Genomic DNA, 20982 nt, shown 5'->3' with positions numbered 1-20982 from the left:
AATTGAACTTTTTGTTGTTGATCTAGCATAGGTAAAAGAATATTTTTACTCTTTTAAGATACAAAAAAAGGAGTAGAAAATCTTCGATTTCTACTCCTTTTCATTACTATTTAAGTCTTAATAGACTTTTTCAGTGGCCTCCTTTATACAGAGCCTTTAATATATTTATCTGAAGTAAATTTACTTATAATTATAATGTGTTTATATTATTTAAGTCTTCAAACGCCTTTTTTAGACGTTCAACAAAAGTAACTTCACCAGCACGTAACCATACGCGTGGGTCATAGAATTTTTTATTTGGAACATCTTCTCCGTCAGGATTTCCTATCTGAGCTTTTAGATATTCAGATTTATCTCCCATATAATCACGAATACCAGTCATAAAAGCATATTGTAAATCGGTATCGATATTCATTTTTATAACACCGTAGCTGATACCTTCACGAATTTCTTCAACTGTAGAACCAGAACCACCATGGAAAACAAAATCAATATGATTTTCTTCTACACCATATTTCTCAGTAACATATTCTTGAGAATTTTTTAAGATTTTTGGAGTTAATTTTACATTTCCTGGTTTGTAAACACCGTGTACATTACCAAAAGCAGCTGCAATAGTAAATTGATCGCTAACTTTACTTAACTCTTCATAAGCATAAGCTACTTCTTCTGGTTGTGTATATAATTTAGAATCATCTACATCACTATTATCTACACCATCTTCTTCACCACCTGTAATTCCTAGCTCTATTTCTAATGTCATACCCATTTTGCTCATACGCTCTAAATAGGTTTTACATATTTCAATATTTTCTTCAATTGGTTCTTCAGAAAGGTCAATCATATGTGAACTAAAAAGTGATTTTCCAGTTTCTGCGTAATGTTTTTCACTAGCATCTAATAAACCATCAATCCAAGGCAATAGTTTTTTTGCACAGTGGTCTGTATGTAAAATAACTGGAACACCGTATGCTTCAGACATCGTATGTACATGTTTTGCACCAGCAATTGCACCTGCTATAGCTGATTTTTGACCATCGTTACTTAAGCCTTTTCCAGCATTAAACTGAGCGCCACCATTAGAAAATTGTATAATTACGGGAGCATTTAAAGCTGCTGCAGTTTCTAATACACCATTAATTGTGTCCGAACCTATTACGTTAACAGCTGGTAAAGCAAATCCTTTTTCTTTTGCAAGTTTAAAAATTGCTTGAACTTCATGACCTGTAGCAACTCCTGGTTTAATATTGTGTCCCATTTTAAATAATTTAATTAGTAATTTATCGAAGCCAAAAGTAATCAATTTTTAAATAAATGAATCTGATTTAATGACTTGAAAACATTAAAAAAGCACTAAAACGTTATAGTTTTCTAATTTAAGATTAGATTTCTCATAAAGCCTATGTTGTTCCTTTTAACTTAGTATTAAGGTAAATTAAAATCGAGTACAAAAGTAAGAATAATATTATAAAATATAAAAAATAAGCATCAAAATGGGTAGTTTATACCTATATTATAGCTGGCATTGGAGAAGTTATAATCATTAAACCATCGGTTTTCATTTCTGTAAAAAGGATCGTAAGTTTTAAAGCCTATATCGAAACGAAATACAAAAAAGCTAAAATCGTAACGCAGACCAAAACCAGAACCAATAGCAATATCTTCTAGCGAATTAAAACCCGAAAATGTAGCGTTTTCATCTTCTATATTGTCTAATACATTCCAAATATTCCCGGTATCAACAAAGATAGCACCGTTTAGATTTTCGAATATATTAAAACGCTGTTCAATGTTTAAAGCTATTTTAAGGTTAGCTTCATTAAATTCATTGATAGTTTCGGAACTCCCAGGGCCTAAGCTATAAGCGGCCCAAGCACGATTGTCGTTAGGACCACCAGCGAAGAAACTTTTTGAGAAAGGAATACTCGTAGAGTTTCCATAAGGAATAGCGATACCTAAGAAGCTTCTCATGGCAAATACATTCTTTTTTCCTAAATCCCAGTGTTTGGTATATTCGAATTCGGTTTTTACATATTGAGAATATGCGACATTAAAAAGTTCATATCGATCATCCTCATTTTTTTTTAAACCAAATATTTTTGATGCATTTGCAAGTATATTCCCTGCTAGTTCTAATTTAAAACGAAAAATTGAAAAGTCATCATCAAATAGATTAGTACGTTCGTCGTTGGTAAAACTAAAACTGGAAGAAAGAATTAAGTTGTTTTCTGTTAATCGCTCTTTACGTTCGTCTATGCTATTTATTACTGCTAATTGACTATCTGAAATCTCGCTAGGAGTTACCGTATCTAAAGCATAAGCTAAAAAAGCATCTGTTTCATCAGGGAAACTTAAAACACTTTCTGAGTCAATATAATTAACGTCCTGCGCAATTTCATTCAAAGAGTTATATGAATTTTGATAGACACCAAAATAGTTATTTATATTAAGGTTTCTAACGTATTGCACATTAAATAAATCTAACTTGTTGCTTACTTTTTCATTTGGATACCAGTTGTAATTAAAAGCACCGCTAAAGGTTTGTTTGTCTAGTCCGATGTTAGTTTGGGCAGTAGAAGATAAACTAATTCGTGTAGAAGGCGACATGTATTTAGGGATAATGCTTTCTGTATTAAAAGGTGAAAATAACCTAGGGATTGTTAGTTTTAAATCTATACCAATTTCATTAATATCAAAAAAAGGATCGCCTATTTTTTTATCTTCAGATGAACCAATAGAACCAATTACAGAAAATTCAAAGGTTTCTGCACCTCTAAAAATATTTCTAATTAATAAGCTCGGATTTAACGAAAATCCAACGGTTTGAATATTACTTTGCGATACATCAGTACTAAATCCTAAGCTAAACTTTTTTAGAGGTGTTAATCTAATGGTATCTGTTAAAGTGTTGTTAGCCCTCTCAATATATTCTATGTTAGGATATTTAAAGGTACGTAATTCATTTATATGCCTATAAGTTCGCGTTCTGTCTATATCTCTAAAAATGGAACCAGGCGTTATAAATACAGCATCTGTAAGTGCTTCCGGTCTGTAACGCATTTTATTATAGCTGTAGAGTTTGTAGCCATTATAGGTTATTGAATCTTGAAATGGTTTTCCTCTATTTTCAAAGGTGTAATCTGTAATGATATTAACATCTTTAATTTTGAATATTTTAAAAGGCTCATGCCTAATAGAATCTTGGGTTCTAATAGCTCTGTCTTGAATTTGAATTCCAACATTTACTTTCTTATTAGTACCAACTGTATCTATTTCAAAAGTGATATAATTTTGTTCAAAATGATACACACCGGAGTTACGTAATTCGCTGGAAATTCTATCACGTTCTTGTTCAAAATTATTGGTTTTATATTGCTCGTTCGATTTTATTAAAGCATCCCTTTTAATGTATTGATATAATGAATCTACTACGGGTGATTTTACTTTTTCTGAAATAGAATCAATGATAAAAGGAGCTCCCGTTTTAACCTGATATTCAGTACTTGCGCGTTTGTCCTCTTCTTTTTTTATATCATAAGTAGTTTTTACATTAAACCAACCATTATTAATATAGTAATCTTGAAGGCGTTTTACAGATTTTTTTGTTTTTTCTTCGCTTACAATTATCGGTGGTTCTCCTGTTTTACGAAGCCAGTTATTAAACCCGATAGAAGAGCTTTTAAGTCGGTCTAATTGTTTTTTTGATAATTTTTTGGTTAACCGAGCTCTGCGCTTAGGGTTTTTATTTAACCACTCTTCAAATAACGAATCTCTATTATTACGGGCTAAATTGTAAATATGTAAACGCAAGGGGATACCTGCTATTTTTTTGTTAGGTTTTTGATATAGTAAATTACTTATAGTTTCGGTGCTATTTTTTTTGTCATTTACATAAACAGATGTGTTGGTAAGCAAGTGTTCATTATCATTAACTCTTCTTACGCTATCGCAGGATAAAAAATACCCCATTAATAGCACGAAAATTAATATTTTTGAAAGCTGTTTTTTCAAATGAAATTTGCTTAATTTAAGTTATAAGTTTTACGAGTTGACTTTAATTAAAAGAAATGTTGTCTGTTACCGGCTCAAAAGTACATTTTTTCATGTGTTTTTTTTTATTTTTTTAAAGGTTATATTTTCTTCTATACTTAACGTATGTATGTAGCATCCATATTAGATGTATTTTTGAATTAATCAAGCCTTTAATATTTCCGCTAAAAAATATTTAAATATTTTTAGTCTGAGACAATTGTATTTTTCATTTCTTTATAAAATAAATATCACGTTAATTTAGATTACATGCTCTCTAAAAGCCATATAAAATTAATAACAAGTTTAAAGCAAAAAAAGAATAGATTACAACATGGCTTTTTTGTTGTTGAAGGTGTAAAAACAATAAAAGAACTATTACAATCTAAATTAATGCTCCATGCCTTATATACGACAGAATCTTTCAATATTGATGCCAAAGATGAAATTTTAATTACCGAGACAGAATTAAAACGCATTAGTTTTTTAACCACACCAAATAAAGCTTTAGCAATATTTAAAATACCGCAGGTAAAACCGATTGATGAAACTAAATTAATTGTGGCACTTGATGATATTCGAGATCCCGGTAATTTAGGGACAATTATTAGGCTTTGCGATTGGTTTGGTGTTAAAGATTTGGTGTGTAGTAAAGAAACAGTAGATTGTTTTAATCCAAAAGTGATACAAGCAACTATGGGCTCTATTACCAGAGTAAATATTAATTATATAGATTTAAATCTGTTTTTAAAAGAAACAAGTTTACCAATCTATGGGGCTTTTATGGAAGGAGAAACGGTTTATGCTACGCAATTACCAGAAAAAGGTGTTTTAGTAATGGGTAATGAAGCTCATGGCGTTTCGAAAGACATTGAAGCACTTATAAATGAAAAAATCTCTATTCCTAGATTTGGTGATTTACAAGCTACAGAAAGTTTAAATGTAGCGACAGCGACAGCTATTTTGTTGAGTGAGTTTAGGAGGTTTTAGTATTTAGTATTCAGTATTCAGTGTTCGGTGTTCAGTATTCAGTGTTCGGTATGACTAATATTATAAGTATTAAGTTTTGTCTTGATATGTATTAATTATAGAATCGTCCCAGACTTGTACTTCGATATATCTGTCATATTTTAAGTTTTCATGAGAAAGCCATTTTTCTTCTGAAGGAATCCCATACTTGTTTAAGAGTTCTTGCAATTCGTTTAGTAAGTACACTTGTCCGTTACATGCTTTGCTATATTTTGCAAGTTTAGGTTCATCGTAAAATTGAAATGACACCATGCTATCGGGGTATGTGAAACTTATATGCTCTGGTTTTATATCTGCCAAAGGAATTTTTATAACACCTGGGTTTTCATAGCAAGATTTCATCCATTCACATTCGCCTAAGGTAAAATAAAATGGGTCATTTCTATTTGGTTTACCTCCTTTAGCTATAAAGGCTTCTTTCAATCTTTTTTCTAAAGCAAATCGTAATTCGATATAATTAGGGGGTCTTTTACTATTAAAACCGACTGATATATTGTTTTGAACTTTTATTGCTTCTTCAAATTTATTTTGAGTAATATTTAGAAATGGACCTTGTTCAATTTCATAATAATGGTACAAGAAATCAGGAATTTTCATTAAGTGTTTATAGTTGATTGAAGTTTATCTAAAGCTATTAAGAAAACTTAGTTACAGTATGTTTTTTAGAAAACACATAAAATTACAAACAAGTTTAGTTTGCTAACTGCAAATTAAGGTTATTCACTGACCACTGACCACTGACCACTGCTTACTGAAACGTAAAATTAACAAACAAACCTCTGGTTTGCATACTAGTAATATTACTGGTCCAGGGGCTATTAGGGTCTTTGTCTCTAACTAATTCGTCTCCTATTCCAAAAAGTCCGCGTATAGAAGGCGTGAATTTAAAATTGTATAAATATAAATCGATACCAAAACCAAGTTCATAAAACAATGGACTTTTTTTAGTTCTAAATTGACCATTACTATTATCTTCTGGATTATCTTGATTACTAGACAAGTTTAAAGCGGTAGAAAAACCACCTACAATAAATGGTTTAAAATTATTGATACGTTTGGTAGATATTTTTACCAACAAAGGTAAATGCACATACGTTGATTTAACTTCCCTAATTAAATCAGAACTATTAAAATCGGTGCCAGTAAAATATGTTTGGCTATAATATAACTCTCTTGTTGTAATTAGTAAACCGGGTTCAAAACGAAGATCAATAAAACTATTAACACGTAAATTACCAATTAAACCAACACTAAAACCGGGACTCTTCTTTACATAAATATCGCGCAAGTCTTCATTATAATCAAAATTAAAGTCATAACTGTTAATCCCTAAGAAGTAACCCCAGCGTAATAAATTATTATCTGTTGAGCCTCTTCCTTGGTTTGCATCATAAGTCACTTTTTCTTTTCTAAAAAGTTGAGCATTAGATGTTTGGATTATTAGTAAAAAAGATATTAGTGCAAAAAACTGCTTCATATTATTACTTAGATGATTTGTAAATTGTTGCAACACCAAAGGTTTGCGGAAAATCTTCAACATTAATAAACCCAATTTTTCGCAAAATATTGTTTAAAGTTTCCCCATATGGAAAAACAGAGGCAGATTCACACAAATATTTATAAGCACTTTTATCTTTTGAGAATAGTTTTCCTATAAGTGGCAAAATGTTTTTTGTATAAAACTTATAGCCTTGTTTATAGGGTGTTTTTGAAGGAATAGAAGTTTCCAGTATTACAAAAGAACCATTTGGTTTTAATACTCTAAATATTTCTTTTAATCCATTCTCTAAAGTTTCAAAATTTCTTATACCAAAAGCAACAGTGATAGCATCAAAAGAATTGTCTTCAAAAGGTATTTGCTCGCTGTCACCTAAAACCATATCAATTTTAGACTCTAAAGATTTCTTCTTAATTTTTTCTTTACCAATTTCCAGCATACCGCTGCTTATATCTAAACCAATAATTTTAGAAGCATTGGTTTCAGCTAAATTAATGGCTAAATCTCCAGTACCTGTAGCAATATCTAAAATAGTTTTAGGATTATTTTCTTTAACAATCTTCACTACTTTTTTTCGCCATTTAATATCTATTCCAAAAGAAATAACACGGTTTAAATCGTCGTAATCTCCAGAAATGGTATCAAACATTTTAGTGACTTGCTCTTTTTTGCCTAAATCACTGTTTTTGTAGGGTTTAATTTTTGACAAACTTGTAATTTTTTGACAAACCTACATAATTTATTTTTACTTTAATATACTAACTTAAGGCAAAATAAATTATGTAGGTTATACAAGTTGAAATTATAGAAATAAATATTATCAGGAAAAAATATAAACTTAAAAAAGCATTAATTAGAAATAATAAATATTATATAGAACTCATTTATACTAAATATCTCATGTAGCAATGTGTATTTTATAGTATATTTGTTCCACTTTTATGATAATCAAATAATGAAAATAATCATTGCTGGAGCTGGTGAAGTTGGGTTTCATTTAGCAAAGTTATTGTCTTACGAGTCTCAAGAAATAACATTAATAGATATAGATAAAGAGAGTTTGTCTTATGCAGATGCTCATTTAGATATCAAAGTTATTAAAGGAGATACCACTTCAATCTCCATTTTAAAAGAAGCTCGGGTAAATAATTGCGACCTGTTTATTGCTGTTACAGCCATAGAAACAACTAATATTACAGTATGTGTTTTAGCGAAACAATTAGGGGCAAAACGCACTATAGCCAGAATTTCTAATACTGAATTTATAAACTATAAAGATGAGGTAGGCTTTACTAAATTTGGTATTGACGAATTGATTTCTCCAGAAGCATTAGCTGCGGCCGAGATTAAATTATCTTTAAAGCAGACATCTTTTAATGATACTTATGAGTTTGAAGGTGGTGCGCTTACTATGGTTGGCCTAACATTATCGAGATCAGCTTCATTTGTTGGTAAGACTGTTAAAGAAGCTGCAAAAATATTTCCGGAATTACATTTTGTACCTATAGCAATTCAACGTTTTGGAACGCAATATACAATCATTCCAAGAGGCAGTACCGAATTTAAAAGAGGTGATAATGTGGTGTTTGTTACTTCTGAAGGAGGTGGTGAAGAACTTTGTAGGCTTACGGGAAAATTAAACAAGGAGGTAAAGAATGTGATGATTTTAGGAGGAAGCCAAATAGGTTATAAGTCGGCAAGAGATTTAAGTGATAAAGGGTTTAATGTAAAACTTTTTGAAGAAGATAAAGAGCGTGCATTTGAAATTGCAGATGATTTACCAAATGTTTTAGTGATTCATAGTGATGGACGAAATGTTGATTTACTTGATGAAGAGAATATTAGTGACATGGATGCTTTTATTGCTGTTGCAGGTAATTCTGAAACAAATATTATGTCTTGCTTAGTGGCAAAATCAAAAGGCGTTAAAAAAACGGTTGCTTTGGTTGAGAATATGGATTATTTCGAATTATCTCATTCTGTCGGTATTGAAACATTAATAAATAAAAAGTTATTAGCTGCAAATAATATTTTTAGATATATAAGAAAAGGGGAAGTTGTTGCCATGACGAAACTTAGCAATATGAATGCTGAGTTACTGGAGTTTGAAGTAAAACCTACTTCGGCTATTTGCAATAAATATATTAAAGACATCGATTTTCCAAGATCTGCTATCATTGGAGGCGTTATTAGAAATGGATTAGGGGTTATTGCTCTAGGAGATTTTAAAATTCGAGAAGGCGATCGAGTTGTGGTTTGCAGTCTGCTTAAATCGATAAAAGGTGTTGAAAAATTATTTCGATAAGATGCATTGGCAAGATGAAGTTAAATTATAAAATAATTTTTCATTTCTTAGGATTACTGTTACTATTTAACGGTGGTTTTATGTTATTATCAGCTCTAGTAAGTTTACTTTACAAAGATGGCGTAACATTTCAATTATCCTTGTCGGGCTTTTTTACATTAATAGCAGGTCTTTTAGCGATGGTGTTTACCAGGCACCATAAAAAAGAAATGAATAAGAGAGAAGGCTATATAGTAGTTTCTTCTGGTTGGGTTATTATGGCACTTTCTGGTACGTTACCGTATGTTTTAACCGGAAGTATTCCAAGTTTTACAAACGCTTTTTTTGAGACCATGTCTGGTTTTACTACAACAGGCGCTTCTATTTTAAATGATATTGAAGCAGTACCTAAAGGGGTACTATTTTGGCGTAGTTTAACACATTGGATAGGAGGTATGGGTATTATTGTTTTAGCTATTGCAATACTACCATTATTAGGGATAGGAGGGATGCAGCTTTTTGCAGCCGAAGCTCCGGGGCCCAGCGCCGATAAATTACACCCCAGAATTACAGATACAGCAAAACGTTTGTGGCTTATTTATTTTGGATATACAGCAGCCGAAACCTTATTGTTAAGTGTCGCAGGGATGTCTTTTTTTGATGCTATAAACCATTCGTTGTGTACATTATCTACCGGAGGGTTTTCGACTAAAAATGCCAGTATAGCACATTGGAACAGCGAACCTATTATTCAATACATTATTATATTATTTATGTTTTTGGCAGGAACTAATTTTGTTTTAAGCTATTTCGCTTTTAAAGGAAAGGTTCAAAAAATAATTAATGATGAAGAGTTTAAATTGTACTTTAAATTTATAATGATTTTTACAATAATAGCGGCAGTCATTATTTATTTTAGAGCAGATATATCTGCATCCTCTATTGCACACCCTATGGTTTGGGGAGAAGCAGAAAGTGCTTTTAGGCACTCATTGTTTCAGGTATTGGCTATTATTACAACGACTGGTTTTGTAACTGCAGATTATACTATGTGGACACCATTTCTTATGGTTTTCTTTTTTGGTCTTATGTTTTTAGGGGGCTCGGCGGGAAGTACTTCAGGTGGGGTAAAAGTAGTACGCCATTTAGTATTGATAAAAAATGGTTTTTTAGAGTTTAAACGTACTTTGCACCCAAGTGCTATTTTACCAGTGCGTTATAATAAAAAAGCTATTACAGGAGGTATTGTATTTAACATTCTAGGGTTCTTTATTCTTTATATGTTGTCCTTTATTATTGGTGCTTTAGTATTCTCAATGTTTGAAATAGACTTTAAATCGGCAATAGGTTTAGCTGCTTCCAGTTTAGGAAACGTAGGACCTGCACTTGGTGATTTTGGACCTGTAAATAATTATTCTACTTTGCCTCCTTTAGCGCAATGGTGGGCGTCTTTTTTAATGCTTATAGGTCGTTTAGAGCTCTTTACAGTGCTTATTTTGTTTACTCCTTTCTTTTGGCGTAATAGGTAAGAGGTATTTTTGACCGAAAATATGTAAGTAATACAATGTCATTTATGGATCGTAGACTATAGATTCATTATAATAAAATATGACGTGAAGTAATGAATAAATAAAATGTGAAATTAAATAAAACCTAGCTTTTTTGCTTCTTTCACTAAATTGAAGTTACCGCTGTTTTTAGTATCCAATAAGTTTTTTAATTTGGTTTTTCTTACTTCAATTGCTCTGGTTGACAGTGGAATAAAATTTGATAAGTCTTTAGTTTTTTCACCCATTGATAAATGATATAATATCCGTCTGTCTAAATCATCAATGGCGACTCTATTAGCATAAGCTTTACGGGTATAGCCTTCAATAGTTTTACTATAATACCTTTTTCCCATTAATGTGGAAGTAAGCGCATTTTTTAAATCAATGCCATCAATATCAGATTTAATCATAAATCCTTCAGGTTGGATTTCATTAATAATGTTTTGAATTCTGGCTTGATCAGTAACAGATGTTAAAACTAATATTTTTGTATCTGGAGATTCTTTTCTTATTAAAAGACCTAAATCTTCTCCACAAATATAACGCTCATTTTTTGAAATAGGTAGCTGTAGATCCAGAAGCACTACTTGTGTTTTAATTCGCCGAATTTTATGTATAGCCTCATCACAGTTTTTTGCAAAAAAGATATTAAAAATAGTATCGGTTATCTCATTTAATATGTTCTTGTAGGCGTTAGCTATAATCGAAGAATCCTCAATTATTAGTAAATTGGAGCGGCTTATGTTCATACTTAGAGCTATTTATTTTGTATTCTTATATCAAAAATATACATAGTTTTCTGTAGTCTAGACTAATATGATAAAAAATTGTGGAAAAACCGCAAAGGGTAAACAAATAAAAATCATTCATTTGTGTTTTGCTTTTTAATGGCAACTAGGGCTATTGTATTGAAAAACCATTATTTAAGCAAAAATATTATAAAATCCACTGATTCATCAGTGGATTTTACCTGTAATATATTACCTACTCTTAAATAAGTTGATCTAAGCTTTTTTATGCATATTAATTTGTGAAAATTGTAACATTTATATAAAAAACACTACATATTAAAAAAAGCCACTAACTAGTGGCTTTTTAAAATTTATAAATTAGTAGCTATTTTAGCTTACTGCTTCTTTTATTCTTTTAATAGCTTCAATAATTTGTTCTTGAGACGCTGCATAGGAAATACGAATACAATTGGGGTTACCAAAAGCATCACCCGTTACAGTAGCAACTAGAGCTTCTTCTAATAAATACAGAGAAAAATCTGTAGCATTATTTATTGTTTTGCCTCGTAATGTTTTTCCAAAGTAAAAAGAAATGTCTGGAAAAACATAAAAAGCACCTTCAGGTGTGTTTGAATTGAATCCTTCAATAGCACCTAATAAATCAAGTACTAAATCGCGACGCACTTTAAACTCATCAACCATGTATTGTACTTTAGTCGGAGCCGCATTAAGGGCTGTAATTACTGCCTGTTGCGCAATACAGTTAGCACCACTAGTAATTTGTCCTTGCATTTTGTTACAAGCACGTGCTATTTTTTCCGGAGCTCCAATAAAACCAATACGCCATCCCGTCATAGCAAATGCTTTAGATACACCATTTACGGTAATAGTACGATCATACATATCATCAAATTCAGCCATACTAGTATGTCCGCCTACATAATTTATATGCTCGTATATTTCATCAGAGACCACATATATGTTTGGATATTTAACCAATACATCTGCTAAAGCTCTTAATTCTTCTTTGCTATATAAAGATCCACTAGGATTACAAGGAGAGCTAAACCACATCATTTTAGTATTTGGTGTGATAGCCGCTTCAAGTTGTTCTGGTGTCATTTTAAAATCGGTGTCAATAGACGTTTTAACTTCTACCGGAATACCATCATTCAATTTAACAATGTCTGAATAACTTACCCAATATGGACAAGGTAAAAGAACTTCGTCCCCTTTGTTAAGCATCACAGCAGCGATATTGGCCAAACATTGCTTGGCACCTGTAGAAACTACAATTTGTGGTAAAGTATAGGTTAAATTGTTATCACGCTTAAATTTTGTAATAACTGCTTGTTTTAAGTCGACATAACCATCTACAGGAGTGTACGAATTGTAGTTGTCGTTTATAGCTTGAATAGCTGAATCTTTAATAAAATCGGGCGTGTTAAAATCCGGTTCCCCAAGACTTAAGCCGATAATATCTTTTCCTTCTCCTCTAAGCTCTCTTGCCTTTGCTGCCATAGCTAAAGTAGCAGACGTAGCCATGTTTAAAATTCTATCTGATAATAAGTTCATTTCTTTATATATGTTGTCGTAGTGAAAATGTAAATTTTAGGCTAAACTAGGTTTTTTCCCCAGTACCTTTAGTTGGTTATAATGCTCGGCAATAGCTTTCCAAATAGTTTCATATTCGTTATATGGTAAGCTAAATTCTCTAGCCGTTTTTTTAACGATTTTAGCTATTTTGTTATAATGAATATGGCTAATTTGTGCAAATAAGTGATGCTCAACTTGTCGATTTAACCCACCGGTATAGAACTCTACCAGCCAACTTTTAGGTGAAAAATTTGATGTTGTGAATAATTGATGAATAGCCCACGTGTTTTTTATATTACCGTCTTCATCGGGTAAAGGCATTTCTGTATTAGGCATAACATGTGCTAATTGAAAAATAATACTTAGAATAATTCCGGCAGTGTAATGCATAATAAAAAAACCTATTAAAACCTGCCACCAAGTAAAGCCTAAAGTTAATGGTAAAACAACCCAAATAGCATAATATAAGATTTTACCAATAATTAATTTAGTCCACTGTGTTGCTGGATTAGGGAATTTACCATAAGACAATTTCCTTTTTAAGTATACAAATGTTTGCTTAAAATCTGTTGTAATAGCCCAGTTTACAGTTAATAAACCGTATAAAAAGAAAGCATAATATTTTTGATATTTATGAATTTTAAGCCATTTGGTATGCTTTGAAAAACGAATAATTCTACCCGCATCAATGTCTTCATCATGTCCTTGTATATTGGTGTAAGTATGATGCAAAACGTTATGTTGTACTTTCCAGTTATAATCATTTCCAGCTAAAATGTAAATGCTGCTTCCCATCAATTTATTAACCCATTTCTTACTAGAAAAAGAACCGTGATTTGCATCGTGCATAACATTCATACCAACACCTGCCATACCAACGCCTACAACCATCATTAAAATAATTTGTGCCCAAGTAGGTAGGTTTATTGTAAAAATTAATATGACTGGTACTATAAGCAAAGAGAACATAACTACAGCTTTAGTATATAATTTCCAGTTTCCGGTGCGTTTTATATTGTTTTCTTTAAAGTAATCATTAACACGTTTATTAAGTGTTTTAAAAAACTTAGCAGAATCATTTCTTGAAAAAGTTAGTGCTTGTTTACTCATGCTATTAATTTTAAAAACAAAATGGAAAAAATCCAATTGTCATATAACCGGACAAAGATAAGTATAAACCAATTTAAGTAATAACGTTTTTTTATAAAAATATGGATACAAAAAGTATATTTTTGTTGAAAATTTAACACCCATGGAGCTTATTTTAAAATATTTCCCAGAACTAACCGAAGATCAGATTTCAAAGTTTGAAAAGTTAGAAGCTCTTTACCAAGATTGGAATTTAAAAATCAATGTGGTTTCCCGTAAAGACATCGACGAACTTTATTTACGTCACGTATTGCATTCTTTAGCTATAGCAAAGGTTTTAAAGTTTAAAGCAGAAAGCAAAATTCTTGATGTTGGTACAGGTGGCGGATTTCCCGGAGTTCCTTTGGCTATATTATTCCCCGAATGTTCTTTTCATTTAGTCGATAGTATTGCTAAAAAATTAAAGGTGGTAGATGAGGTTGTGACAGGTTTAGGGTTAACTAATGTAAAAACGACACATAGTCGAGTAGAGGATATTAAAGATACTTACGATTTTATTGTAAGCCGTGCAGTAGCGGCAATGCCAACTTTTGTGTATTGGGTAAAAGGGAAGATAGCAAAACAGCAAAAACATGACCTTAAAAATGGTATTTTATATTTAAAGGGAGGTGATTTAAGTGAAGAACTTCAAGATTATAAAACAGCAACCATATATAAATTAAGTGATTTTTATACAGAAGATTTTTTTGAAACGAAGAAAGTAGTACACCTACCACTAAAATTTAAAGGTAATTAAAGATCTATAATTTTAGTAGTGCTTTTATATTATTATTAAAATAAAAATACTGATTTTGAAACCAGTAGGTATTGGTGAAAAAATTAACCGATTCTACATCTTTTTCCGGCGATATTATTGATTTTGCCTTTTGTAAATTCAATTTAGCATTAGTGATGTCTCCCATTTTGTAATAGGTTAATGCCAAGCCAAGAAGCGCATCAAAATCTGTAGCATCGAACTTTAAAGCCAAATAAAAATCGGAAACAGCATTATTATACTTACCTAAAAGTAAATTCGAAGCGCCTCTATAAAAGTAAGCAAACGCATTATTCCTATTAAATTTTAAAGAAGATGAAAAATCATTATTTGCGTTTTGATAATAGTTTATAGTCATAAAGAATTCACCCCGATTGTAATAAGTATTAGCGTTTGGATCAATTAAAACAGCTAATGTATAATCCTTTAAAGCCTTTTTGTAACTCTCAATAGCTCTGTATGCAGAAGCTCTTAATAAATATGTTTTAGGTTGATCTGGAACAGTTTCTATAACACGGCTAAAATCTTCAATAGCACCCTTATAATCCTCTAAATCATATTTTACACAAGCTAAACTATATAAAGCATCTATAAAATTAGAGTCTAATTCAAAAGCTTTGGCATAATCACTTTTTGCACCCATTAAATCTTTTAAACTAAATCTGGAATTCCCTCTATTATAGTAAGTATCCGCATCTGGCTTTAACACAATTATTTTAGAATAATCAACAATAGCTCCGTTATAATCCCCTAAATCATTTTTTGCTAAGGCACGATAAAAATAAGCATCTAGGTTTTTAGGTTCCAAGTCTATAACTTTAGAATAAAGATCAATTTTTTGATTCAAATCGGTTGCTCTAACAGCTTGTCTGAAAAATTTATTGGCTTGGCCATAAGTTGTAAAATGGCATAGCATTAATAAAACAATAATAGTAGTTCTTTTCATTTTAGATATTAAACCCATAATAGCTTTGAGCTTTTTTGAAAAATAAAGTTAGCAATATTTTTTCATGTTTTATGTTAGTGCATCATCTATTATGCCAATATTCGAATTTATTTACTTTAATTGTTAATTATTTGTAATACATTTCTTTCCAATAAAACTCACATGAAGAAAAAGATTACATTTTTATATTGATTAATGCATTTTGTCGGGTTTTTTTGTCATTATAACGATTATTATTACTATAATTGTTCAGTAATTATTTACAAATTGTTATTATCTCAATAAAAATTTAATCTCTTAAAGAAGTCGTTGTATGACAAAATATACTCTCATTAACCAGTTTAGAGCTAGACTCTTTGTTTTCTTTTTGTTAATTAGTTTTTTTAGTAATGCTCAAATTATACAAGTTGAAATAATAGGAGGTGCTATTGTTACAGACGGTTCAACAGTAACAATTAATGCTGGTACAAGCCTTGATTTTAGAATGACAAATGTAGAAACGGGTAATTGTGCTAGATTAAAAATAGATGATGTAGATATTTCAAACACTACAGATTTTGATATAACTCCCAATAATCCAAAAGATAAAATTAAACCAGCACATTGTAATGGAGACCATGATAAAGATTTTGAAATAGAAAATATTAGTGGAGCTTGTACATCTACCAGTACTTTAGTAACCATAGAAATTCAAAACCAACCAGATTTCACTTTTACTGTAGAAGTTAATTCATCTCCTGTGATTTCGGTTTTTGGAGGCAGCCCCCAGACAGATATTTTTAACGGAGCTACAGTAACATCAGATACAGATGGTACTTATTTCGGCGTGATTGATGAAGGTGCTTCGGTAAGTAGAAATTATATAATTTCAAATACAGGAAGTTGTGCTTTAGATATTTCAGCCATTTCAAGCTCGCTCAGTGACTTTGTAGTACCACCATATGTTGTACAATCAGATGGTGCCACACCATCATTTTTTACGGCAAGTGTTGACCCTGGCGATTATGTTATTTTGCCTGTTACATTTACAGGACCGGTTGCAGGTTCTGGTACTTTAACATCGACAATAAGTATTTCCAATTCTGATAATACAACATTTACTTTTGATGTAAGTGCAGAAATGTTTGATTTTAATATTCCTGGTCCCGGTGGGATTACTGCAGACTTTAGGTTATGGTTAAAATCAACTAGGGGTATTGTTACATCTGGATCAAATATTACCGATTGGCAAGATTTGGGTTCAAATGGTAAAGATGCTACTACTGTTTCTGGAAAAGAGCCTACTTATTTAGATACAGCTACAGATAATATCAATTTTAATCCGGTTATTAAATTTGAAAATGATGGCGGGGCTACAGAGCAGTATATGTATAACACTTCTAATGGTTTTTATAGCCAAGATATTTTTATTGTAATGATTCCTGATGCTACCATGACCAGCGCATCATCTGGAAATACCATTTTTGCAGGCGTATCTTCTGGTAGTGCTGGAGATATGACAGGAATTGGTTTTGGTAATTATTCATCAGAATTCACTAGTGAAACCTTATCCTATAACCAAGATATTCCCGGAGGCGGTAGTTATAATGGAGAAGCAGAAATTAGTTCTTCATACGCGAATGCAGGAATAATAAATGTTAGAAATGATGCATTTTCATCCCCTACAGGACAAGAAATTTTATATAATTCTACAGTTTTAACAACATCTTCGGTTAATGATATTGCTTTTGCAAATGTAGGATCTGCTGGCCCTCCGATATTAGGTTCTGAATATTGGATTGGTAGAAATTTTGATGTCCAAGGAAGTTTAAACGGACGTATTGCAGAAATTTTCACATTTGCAGAACGGGTAACCGATACAGATAGACAAAAAATAGAATCGTATTTAGCTATTAAATATGGTATAACTTTAGGAGCAGCAACCGAAGCACAAAAAGATTATATTAATTCATTCGACACGTCGGTTTGGGACATTTCAGCAAATACAGGGTATAATTATCATGTTGCCGGAATTGGTAGAGATTCTATATCAGACTTAAATCAAAAGCAATCAAAAACACTAAACCTATCTAACGAAATTACTATTGGATTAAATGGCATTTTTACAACTAATAGTGCCAATACTAATGAGTTTAATGAAGATGGCGATTTTTTAGTTTGGGGGAGTAACAATGCAGCATACACAGCTGGAGGAAGTAATACAGTTACTATAGCTTCTGGTATCACTACATCATTAACTAGAATTTTAAGGCAATGGAAAATAATCGAATCTACAGAGGTTTCCAGCGATGTAGAAAATGTTTTTGTTTCAATTCCATCTGCTGCATTTAGCAGTTTTGCATTAGGAACGGATGAAGAGTATGCTTTAATAGTTGCCGATGATGATAATTTTGCTAACGGAGATATAATAGACGTTATACCCTTAAAATCAGATGGGGGTTCAAATCTACAAACCTGGTACGATTTTGATGGAACAAAGTATTTCACATTTGGTAAAGTTTCTAAATTATCTGATAATCATTCAGTGAGTATAGCTTCTGGCGATTATTTAGTAGGCGAGTATGCTTTAAATTTAAATATTGAAGCCTTTACAATTTCGGCATGGGTAAAAAGTGCTTCCAGTGCAAATACAAGAACAATTATGGCTAAAGGATCTAAATTACAACTTAGATTAAATAGTTCCGACCAAGTAGAGGTTATGGTAGATGATGATGTGACTCCCAGATTTACTTCAACAATGACATTAAATGATGGGAATTGGCACCAGATTACTTTTGTATATAAAAGCGGAACTATATTTTTATACATTGATGGCGTATTAGATAAATCTGAACATGATGTAGAAGCCCCAACACCTAACTTTAATAGGTTTTCCCTAGGAGCTTTGTATATAGATAAAAATAATATTAGTAATCCGTTTTTAGGTGAAATCGATGAAGTCTATGTTTGGGATCAAGAACTTACTCAAGATCAGGTTAGGTATCTTATGAACCAAGAAATAGAACGATTTGATATAAGTGGAACAGACTATGTAGATGGTAAAATAATTCCCCAAGCAGCGGCTAGTAATGAAGTGCCAACAATACCATGGAGCAATTTAAAAGCATATTACGATTTTAATTCATTTTATGGCTCAACAGTAGAAGGTTTAACAGATGATAGGAATTTTTTACGCTTAAAGTATTTAATGAAAGATAAAACCATAGTAGATGACCAAACCATACCTGTACCATACATTTCTGCTGCTAATGGTGCATGGGATACTTCTGCAACCTGGAGCAATAATACAGACCAAGTGATACCTAATTCGTTAAGCTTGGATGGTTCTACTAGTATAGATTGGAATATTGTTGAAATATCTCATGACATAACTTCAGGAGATAGAGATATTTCGCTTTTAGGGTTGACGCAAACCGCAGGAACACTAACAATAGCAGATCCAACCGATGCTCAAGATGAAACAAATTCGGGACAAGGGCTTACAATTTCACATTACTTAGAATTAGATGGTGTTATAGATTTAGTTGGGGAGTCACAACTAATACAAACAGAAGGAAGTATTATCGATGCAGATAGTGGCGGTTACATAGAACGAGATCAACAAGGCACAGCTAATGGCTTTAATTATAATTATTGGTCATCTTCTGTGGGGCCTATTGGAGGTAATACAGTAACAAGAGGCACAGGTGTTTCGTCAACTAATGCAAATCATACTATTTCTGGAGTTTTAAATGATGGAACTATCTCAGGGCTCTATCAAAACCTTACTTTTGATTCGTCTGCATATGCTAGCGATGGTACACCGCCGCCACCAGGTTCTGCAAGAACCATTAGCTCATATTGGTTATATAAATTCTATGGGCCGGAGGATGATTATTATGCTTGGGAATCTATTAATGAAGCATCATCATTACTCCCGGGCGAAGGGTTTACCATGAAAGGAACATCGGGAGCTGTTACAATTTCAACGCAGCAAAATTACGTATTTCAAGGACTGCCAAATAATGGGGATATAACACTAGAGCTCGACAAAAGCTCGGGAGATGTAGAACGGTTAATAGGTAATCCATATCCATCTGCTATAGATGCCACCGAATTTATATTAGATAATATGAGTACAGCAGTTGGTGGTAACAATGCCACAGGTACCGTATTTAATGGTGCTTTGTATTTTTGGGATCATTTTGGAGAAGAAAACACACATGTTTTAGAAGGGTATGTAGGAGGGTATGCCACTCGAAATTTAACAGGTGGTGCAGTTGCTATTTCAAATGATTCTAGAATTAATGATAATTTGACTACGGGAACAAAAATACCGGGAGAAAATATTCCTGTAAATCAGGGCTTCTTTGTATCTACTGCTTTAGACGGTTTTAATGATGAAGAAGGAAATCCTTTAGTAACCGTTGATGGAGGTGATATTATTTTTAAAAATAGTCAGCGGGTTTTTGAAACTGAAGATGGAGTTACAACGTTATTTTTAAAATCTTCTAAAGATAAAAAGAGCCGAGATGCTGGTTATAGTAAACAAGGTAATAAACCAACCATACGTTTAATGTACGATTCACCTTTAGGATATCATAGACAAATAGTTTTAGGTGAAAATAAAAATGCTTCAAATGATTTTGATTTAGGTTATGATGCATTTATGGTTGATGTTAGCCAAGAGGATATGTACTGGACATTTAATAATAGTAAATTTGTGATTCAAGGTGTTGATAATATTGATGAAACTCAGGAGTTTTCATTAGGATTAATTGTTAAAGAAGCAGGTTTTATAGGTATAAAAATTGATGCTCTTGAAAATATAGACTCAAATTTAAAATTGTATATTAAAGATACAAGTACGGATGATATTTATCCAATTAATGATGAGGTTTCATTCAAAATGTATTTAGAAGCCGGTAGTTACGATGATAGGTTTAAATTAGTCTTTCAATCCAAACTAAGTATAGTACCATTGGTAGATCAAGTTGATATTGTTCCTAATGAGCTGATTACTTACTTTGATTCAGAATCATCAGAAATACATATCATTAATAAAAATGTTGTCAATATTGTAGATGTTTCCATATATAATATTCTAAGTCAAAACATTAAAACTGTAACATTGAATAGTTTGGAAGATGTTTCTATACCTATAAATACAAGTGAAAGTGTTTATGTTATAAAGATTAGTACAGAAAAAGGTATCGTAAACAAAAAAATTGTTCTTGATTAGTAGTGTGTTTTTATAATTAGATTATTTTTTATTCATTTTCATTTAAAAGGTTTATTGAATGTCCGTAATCAATCATAAAGCCCACTGTCAACCTGAACTTGTTTCAGGTTCTCATCATAAATCATCAATGTTTATAGCTGTTATGGGATGCTGAAACGAGTTCAGCATGACGCCAAAAAACATTGTTATGACACA

14 protein-coding genes are annotated in these 20982 nt (G+C 31.8%); 5 read left to right on the top strand and 9 right to left on the bottom strand.

Features of this window, described 5'->3' with window-relative positions:
- Positions 1 to 190 precede the first annotated feature (190 nt).
- A complete protein-coding gene (gene fbaA / locus Q4Q35_RS06910) occupies positions 191 to 1258 on the bottom strand; it encodes a class II fructose-bisphosphate aldolase (RefSeq protein WP_303277225.1) in 1068 nt (355 codons plus the stop codon).
- A gap of 230 nt (positions 1259 to 1488) precedes the next feature.
- On the bottom strand, positions 1489 to 3969 hold the full coding sequence (gene tamL, locus Q4Q35_RS06905) for a translocation and assembly module lipoprotein TamL (RefSeq protein ID WP_303277224.1): 2481 nt from the start codon (positions 3967 to 3969) through the stop codon (positions 1489 to 1491).
- A gap of 330 nt (positions 3970 to 4299) precedes the next feature.
- Here tamL and Q4Q35_RS06900 point away from each other — a divergent pair, with 330 nt between their 5' ends.
- Positions 4300 to 5019, top strand: coding sequence for a TrmH family RNA methyltransferase (locus Q4Q35_RS06900; protein WP_303277223.1), 720 nt, complete (start codon positions 4300 to 4302; stop codon positions 5017 to 5019).
- A 69-nt stretch (positions 5020 to 5088) separates the two neighbouring features.
- Here Q4Q35_RS06900 and Q4Q35_RS06895 read toward each other — a convergent pair whose 3' ends face one another.
- The 3 genes from Q4Q35_RS06895 to ubiE all read right to left on the bottom strand — a co-directional run bounded on the left by Q4Q35_RS06895 (position 5089) and on the right by ubiE (position 7265).
- Positions 5089 to 5655 carry a hypothetical protein gene (locus Q4Q35_RS06895; protein WP_303277222.1) on the bottom strand — a complete coding sequence of 189 codons (567 nt, stop codon included), beginning with the start codon at positions 5653 to 5655 and terminating at the stop codon, positions 5089 to 5091.
- A 151-nt stretch (positions 5656 to 5806) separates the two neighbouring features.
- Positions 5807 to 6535 carry a type IX secretion/gliding motility protein PorT/SprT gene (gene porT, locus Q4Q35_RS06890; protein WP_303277221.1) on the bottom strand — a complete coding sequence of 243 codons (729 nt, stop codon included), beginning with the start codon at positions 6533 to 6535 and terminating at the stop codon, positions 5807 to 5809.
- A gap of 4 nt (positions 6536 to 6539) precedes the next feature.
- Positions 6540 to 7265: a bifunctional demethylmenaquinone methyltransferase/2-methoxy-6-polyprenyl-1,4-benzoquinol methylase UbiE gene (gene ubiE / locus Q4Q35_RS06885; RefSeq protein ID WP_303277220.1), complete on the bottom strand. Its 726-nt coding sequence runs from the start codon at positions 7263 to 7265 to the stop codon at positions 6540 to 6542.
- Positions 7266 to 7511: 246 nt separating this feature from the next.
- Here ubiE and trkA point away from each other — a divergent pair, with 246 nt between their 5' ends.
- Both trkA and Q4Q35_RS06875 read left to right on the top strand, forming a co-directional pair.
- Positions 7512 to 8861 (top strand): Trk system potassium transporter TrkA, encoded by a 1350-nt coding sequence (gene trkA, locus Q4Q35_RS06880; RefSeq protein ID WP_303277219.1) that lies wholly within the window; start codon positions 7512 to 7514, stop codon positions 8859 to 8861.
- 14 nt (positions 8862 to 8875) lie between these two features.
- Positions 8876 to 10369: a TrkH family potassium uptake protein gene (locus tag Q4Q35_RS06875; RefSeq protein ID WP_303277218.1), complete on the top strand. Its 1494-nt coding sequence runs from the start codon at positions 8876 to 8878 to the stop codon at positions 10367 to 10369.
- 113 nt (positions 10370 to 10482) lie between these two features.
- Here the strand turns inward: Q4Q35_RS06875 and Q4Q35_RS06870 are convergent, their stop codons facing one another.
- From Q4Q35_RS06870 to Q4Q35_RS06860, 3 genes are all read right to left on the bottom strand, one after another.
- Complete coding sequence (locus Q4Q35_RS06870) at positions 10483 to 11139, bottom strand: response regulator transcription factor (RefSeq protein WP_303277217.1); 657 nt, start codon at positions 11137 to 11139, stop codon at positions 10483 to 10485.
- Between the two features lie 372 nt (positions 11140 to 11511).
- Positions 11512 to 12696: a pyridoxal phosphate-dependent aminotransferase gene (locus Q4Q35_RS06865; RefSeq protein WP_303277216.1), complete on the bottom strand. Its 1185-nt coding sequence runs from the start codon at positions 12694 to 12696 to the stop codon at positions 11512 to 11514.
- 36 nt (positions 12697 to 12732) lie between these two features.
- A complete protein-coding gene (locus Q4Q35_RS06860; RefSeq protein ID WP_303277215.1) occupies positions 12733 to 13827 on the bottom strand; it encodes a fatty acid desaturase family protein in 1095 nt (364 codons plus the stop codon).
- Positions 13828 to 13969: 142 nt separating this feature from the next.
- Between Q4Q35_RS06860 and rsmG the strand changes: the two genes are divergently transcribed.
- Positions 13970 to 14602, top strand: a complete 633-nt coding sequence (rsmG, locus tag Q4Q35_RS06855) for a 16S rRNA (guanine(527)-N(7))-methyltransferase RsmG (RefSeq protein WP_303277214.1) — start codon at positions 13970 to 13972, stop codon at positions 14600 to 14602.
- A gap of 4 nt (positions 14603 to 14606) precedes the next feature.
- Here rsmG and Q4Q35_RS06850 read toward each other — a convergent pair whose 3' ends face one another.
- Entirely contained in the window at positions 14607 to 15566 is a 960-nt protein-coding gene (locus Q4Q35_RS06850; protein WP_303277213.1) for a tetratricopeptide repeat protein, read from the bottom strand.
- A 313-nt stretch (positions 15567 to 15879) separates the two neighbouring features.
- On the opposite strand from Q4Q35_RS06850, the gene Q4Q35_RS06845 reads away from it, so the two are divergent.
- A complete protein-coding gene (locus tag Q4Q35_RS06845; RefSeq protein WP_303277212.1) occupies positions 15880 to 20787 on the top strand; it encodes a DUF8202 domain-containing protein in 4908 nt (1635 codons plus the stop codon).
- Positions 20788 to 20982: the final 195 nt, after the last annotated feature.

The sequence above is a fragment of the Flavivirga aquimarina genome (assembly GCF_030540835.1).
Lineage (GTDB): Bacteria > Bacteroidota > Bacteroidia > Flavobacteriales > Flavobacteriaceae > Flavivirga > Flavivirga aquimarina.
Note: the sequence above shows the minus strand (reverse complement) of the source record. Positions and strands in the feature narration are given on the sequence as shown.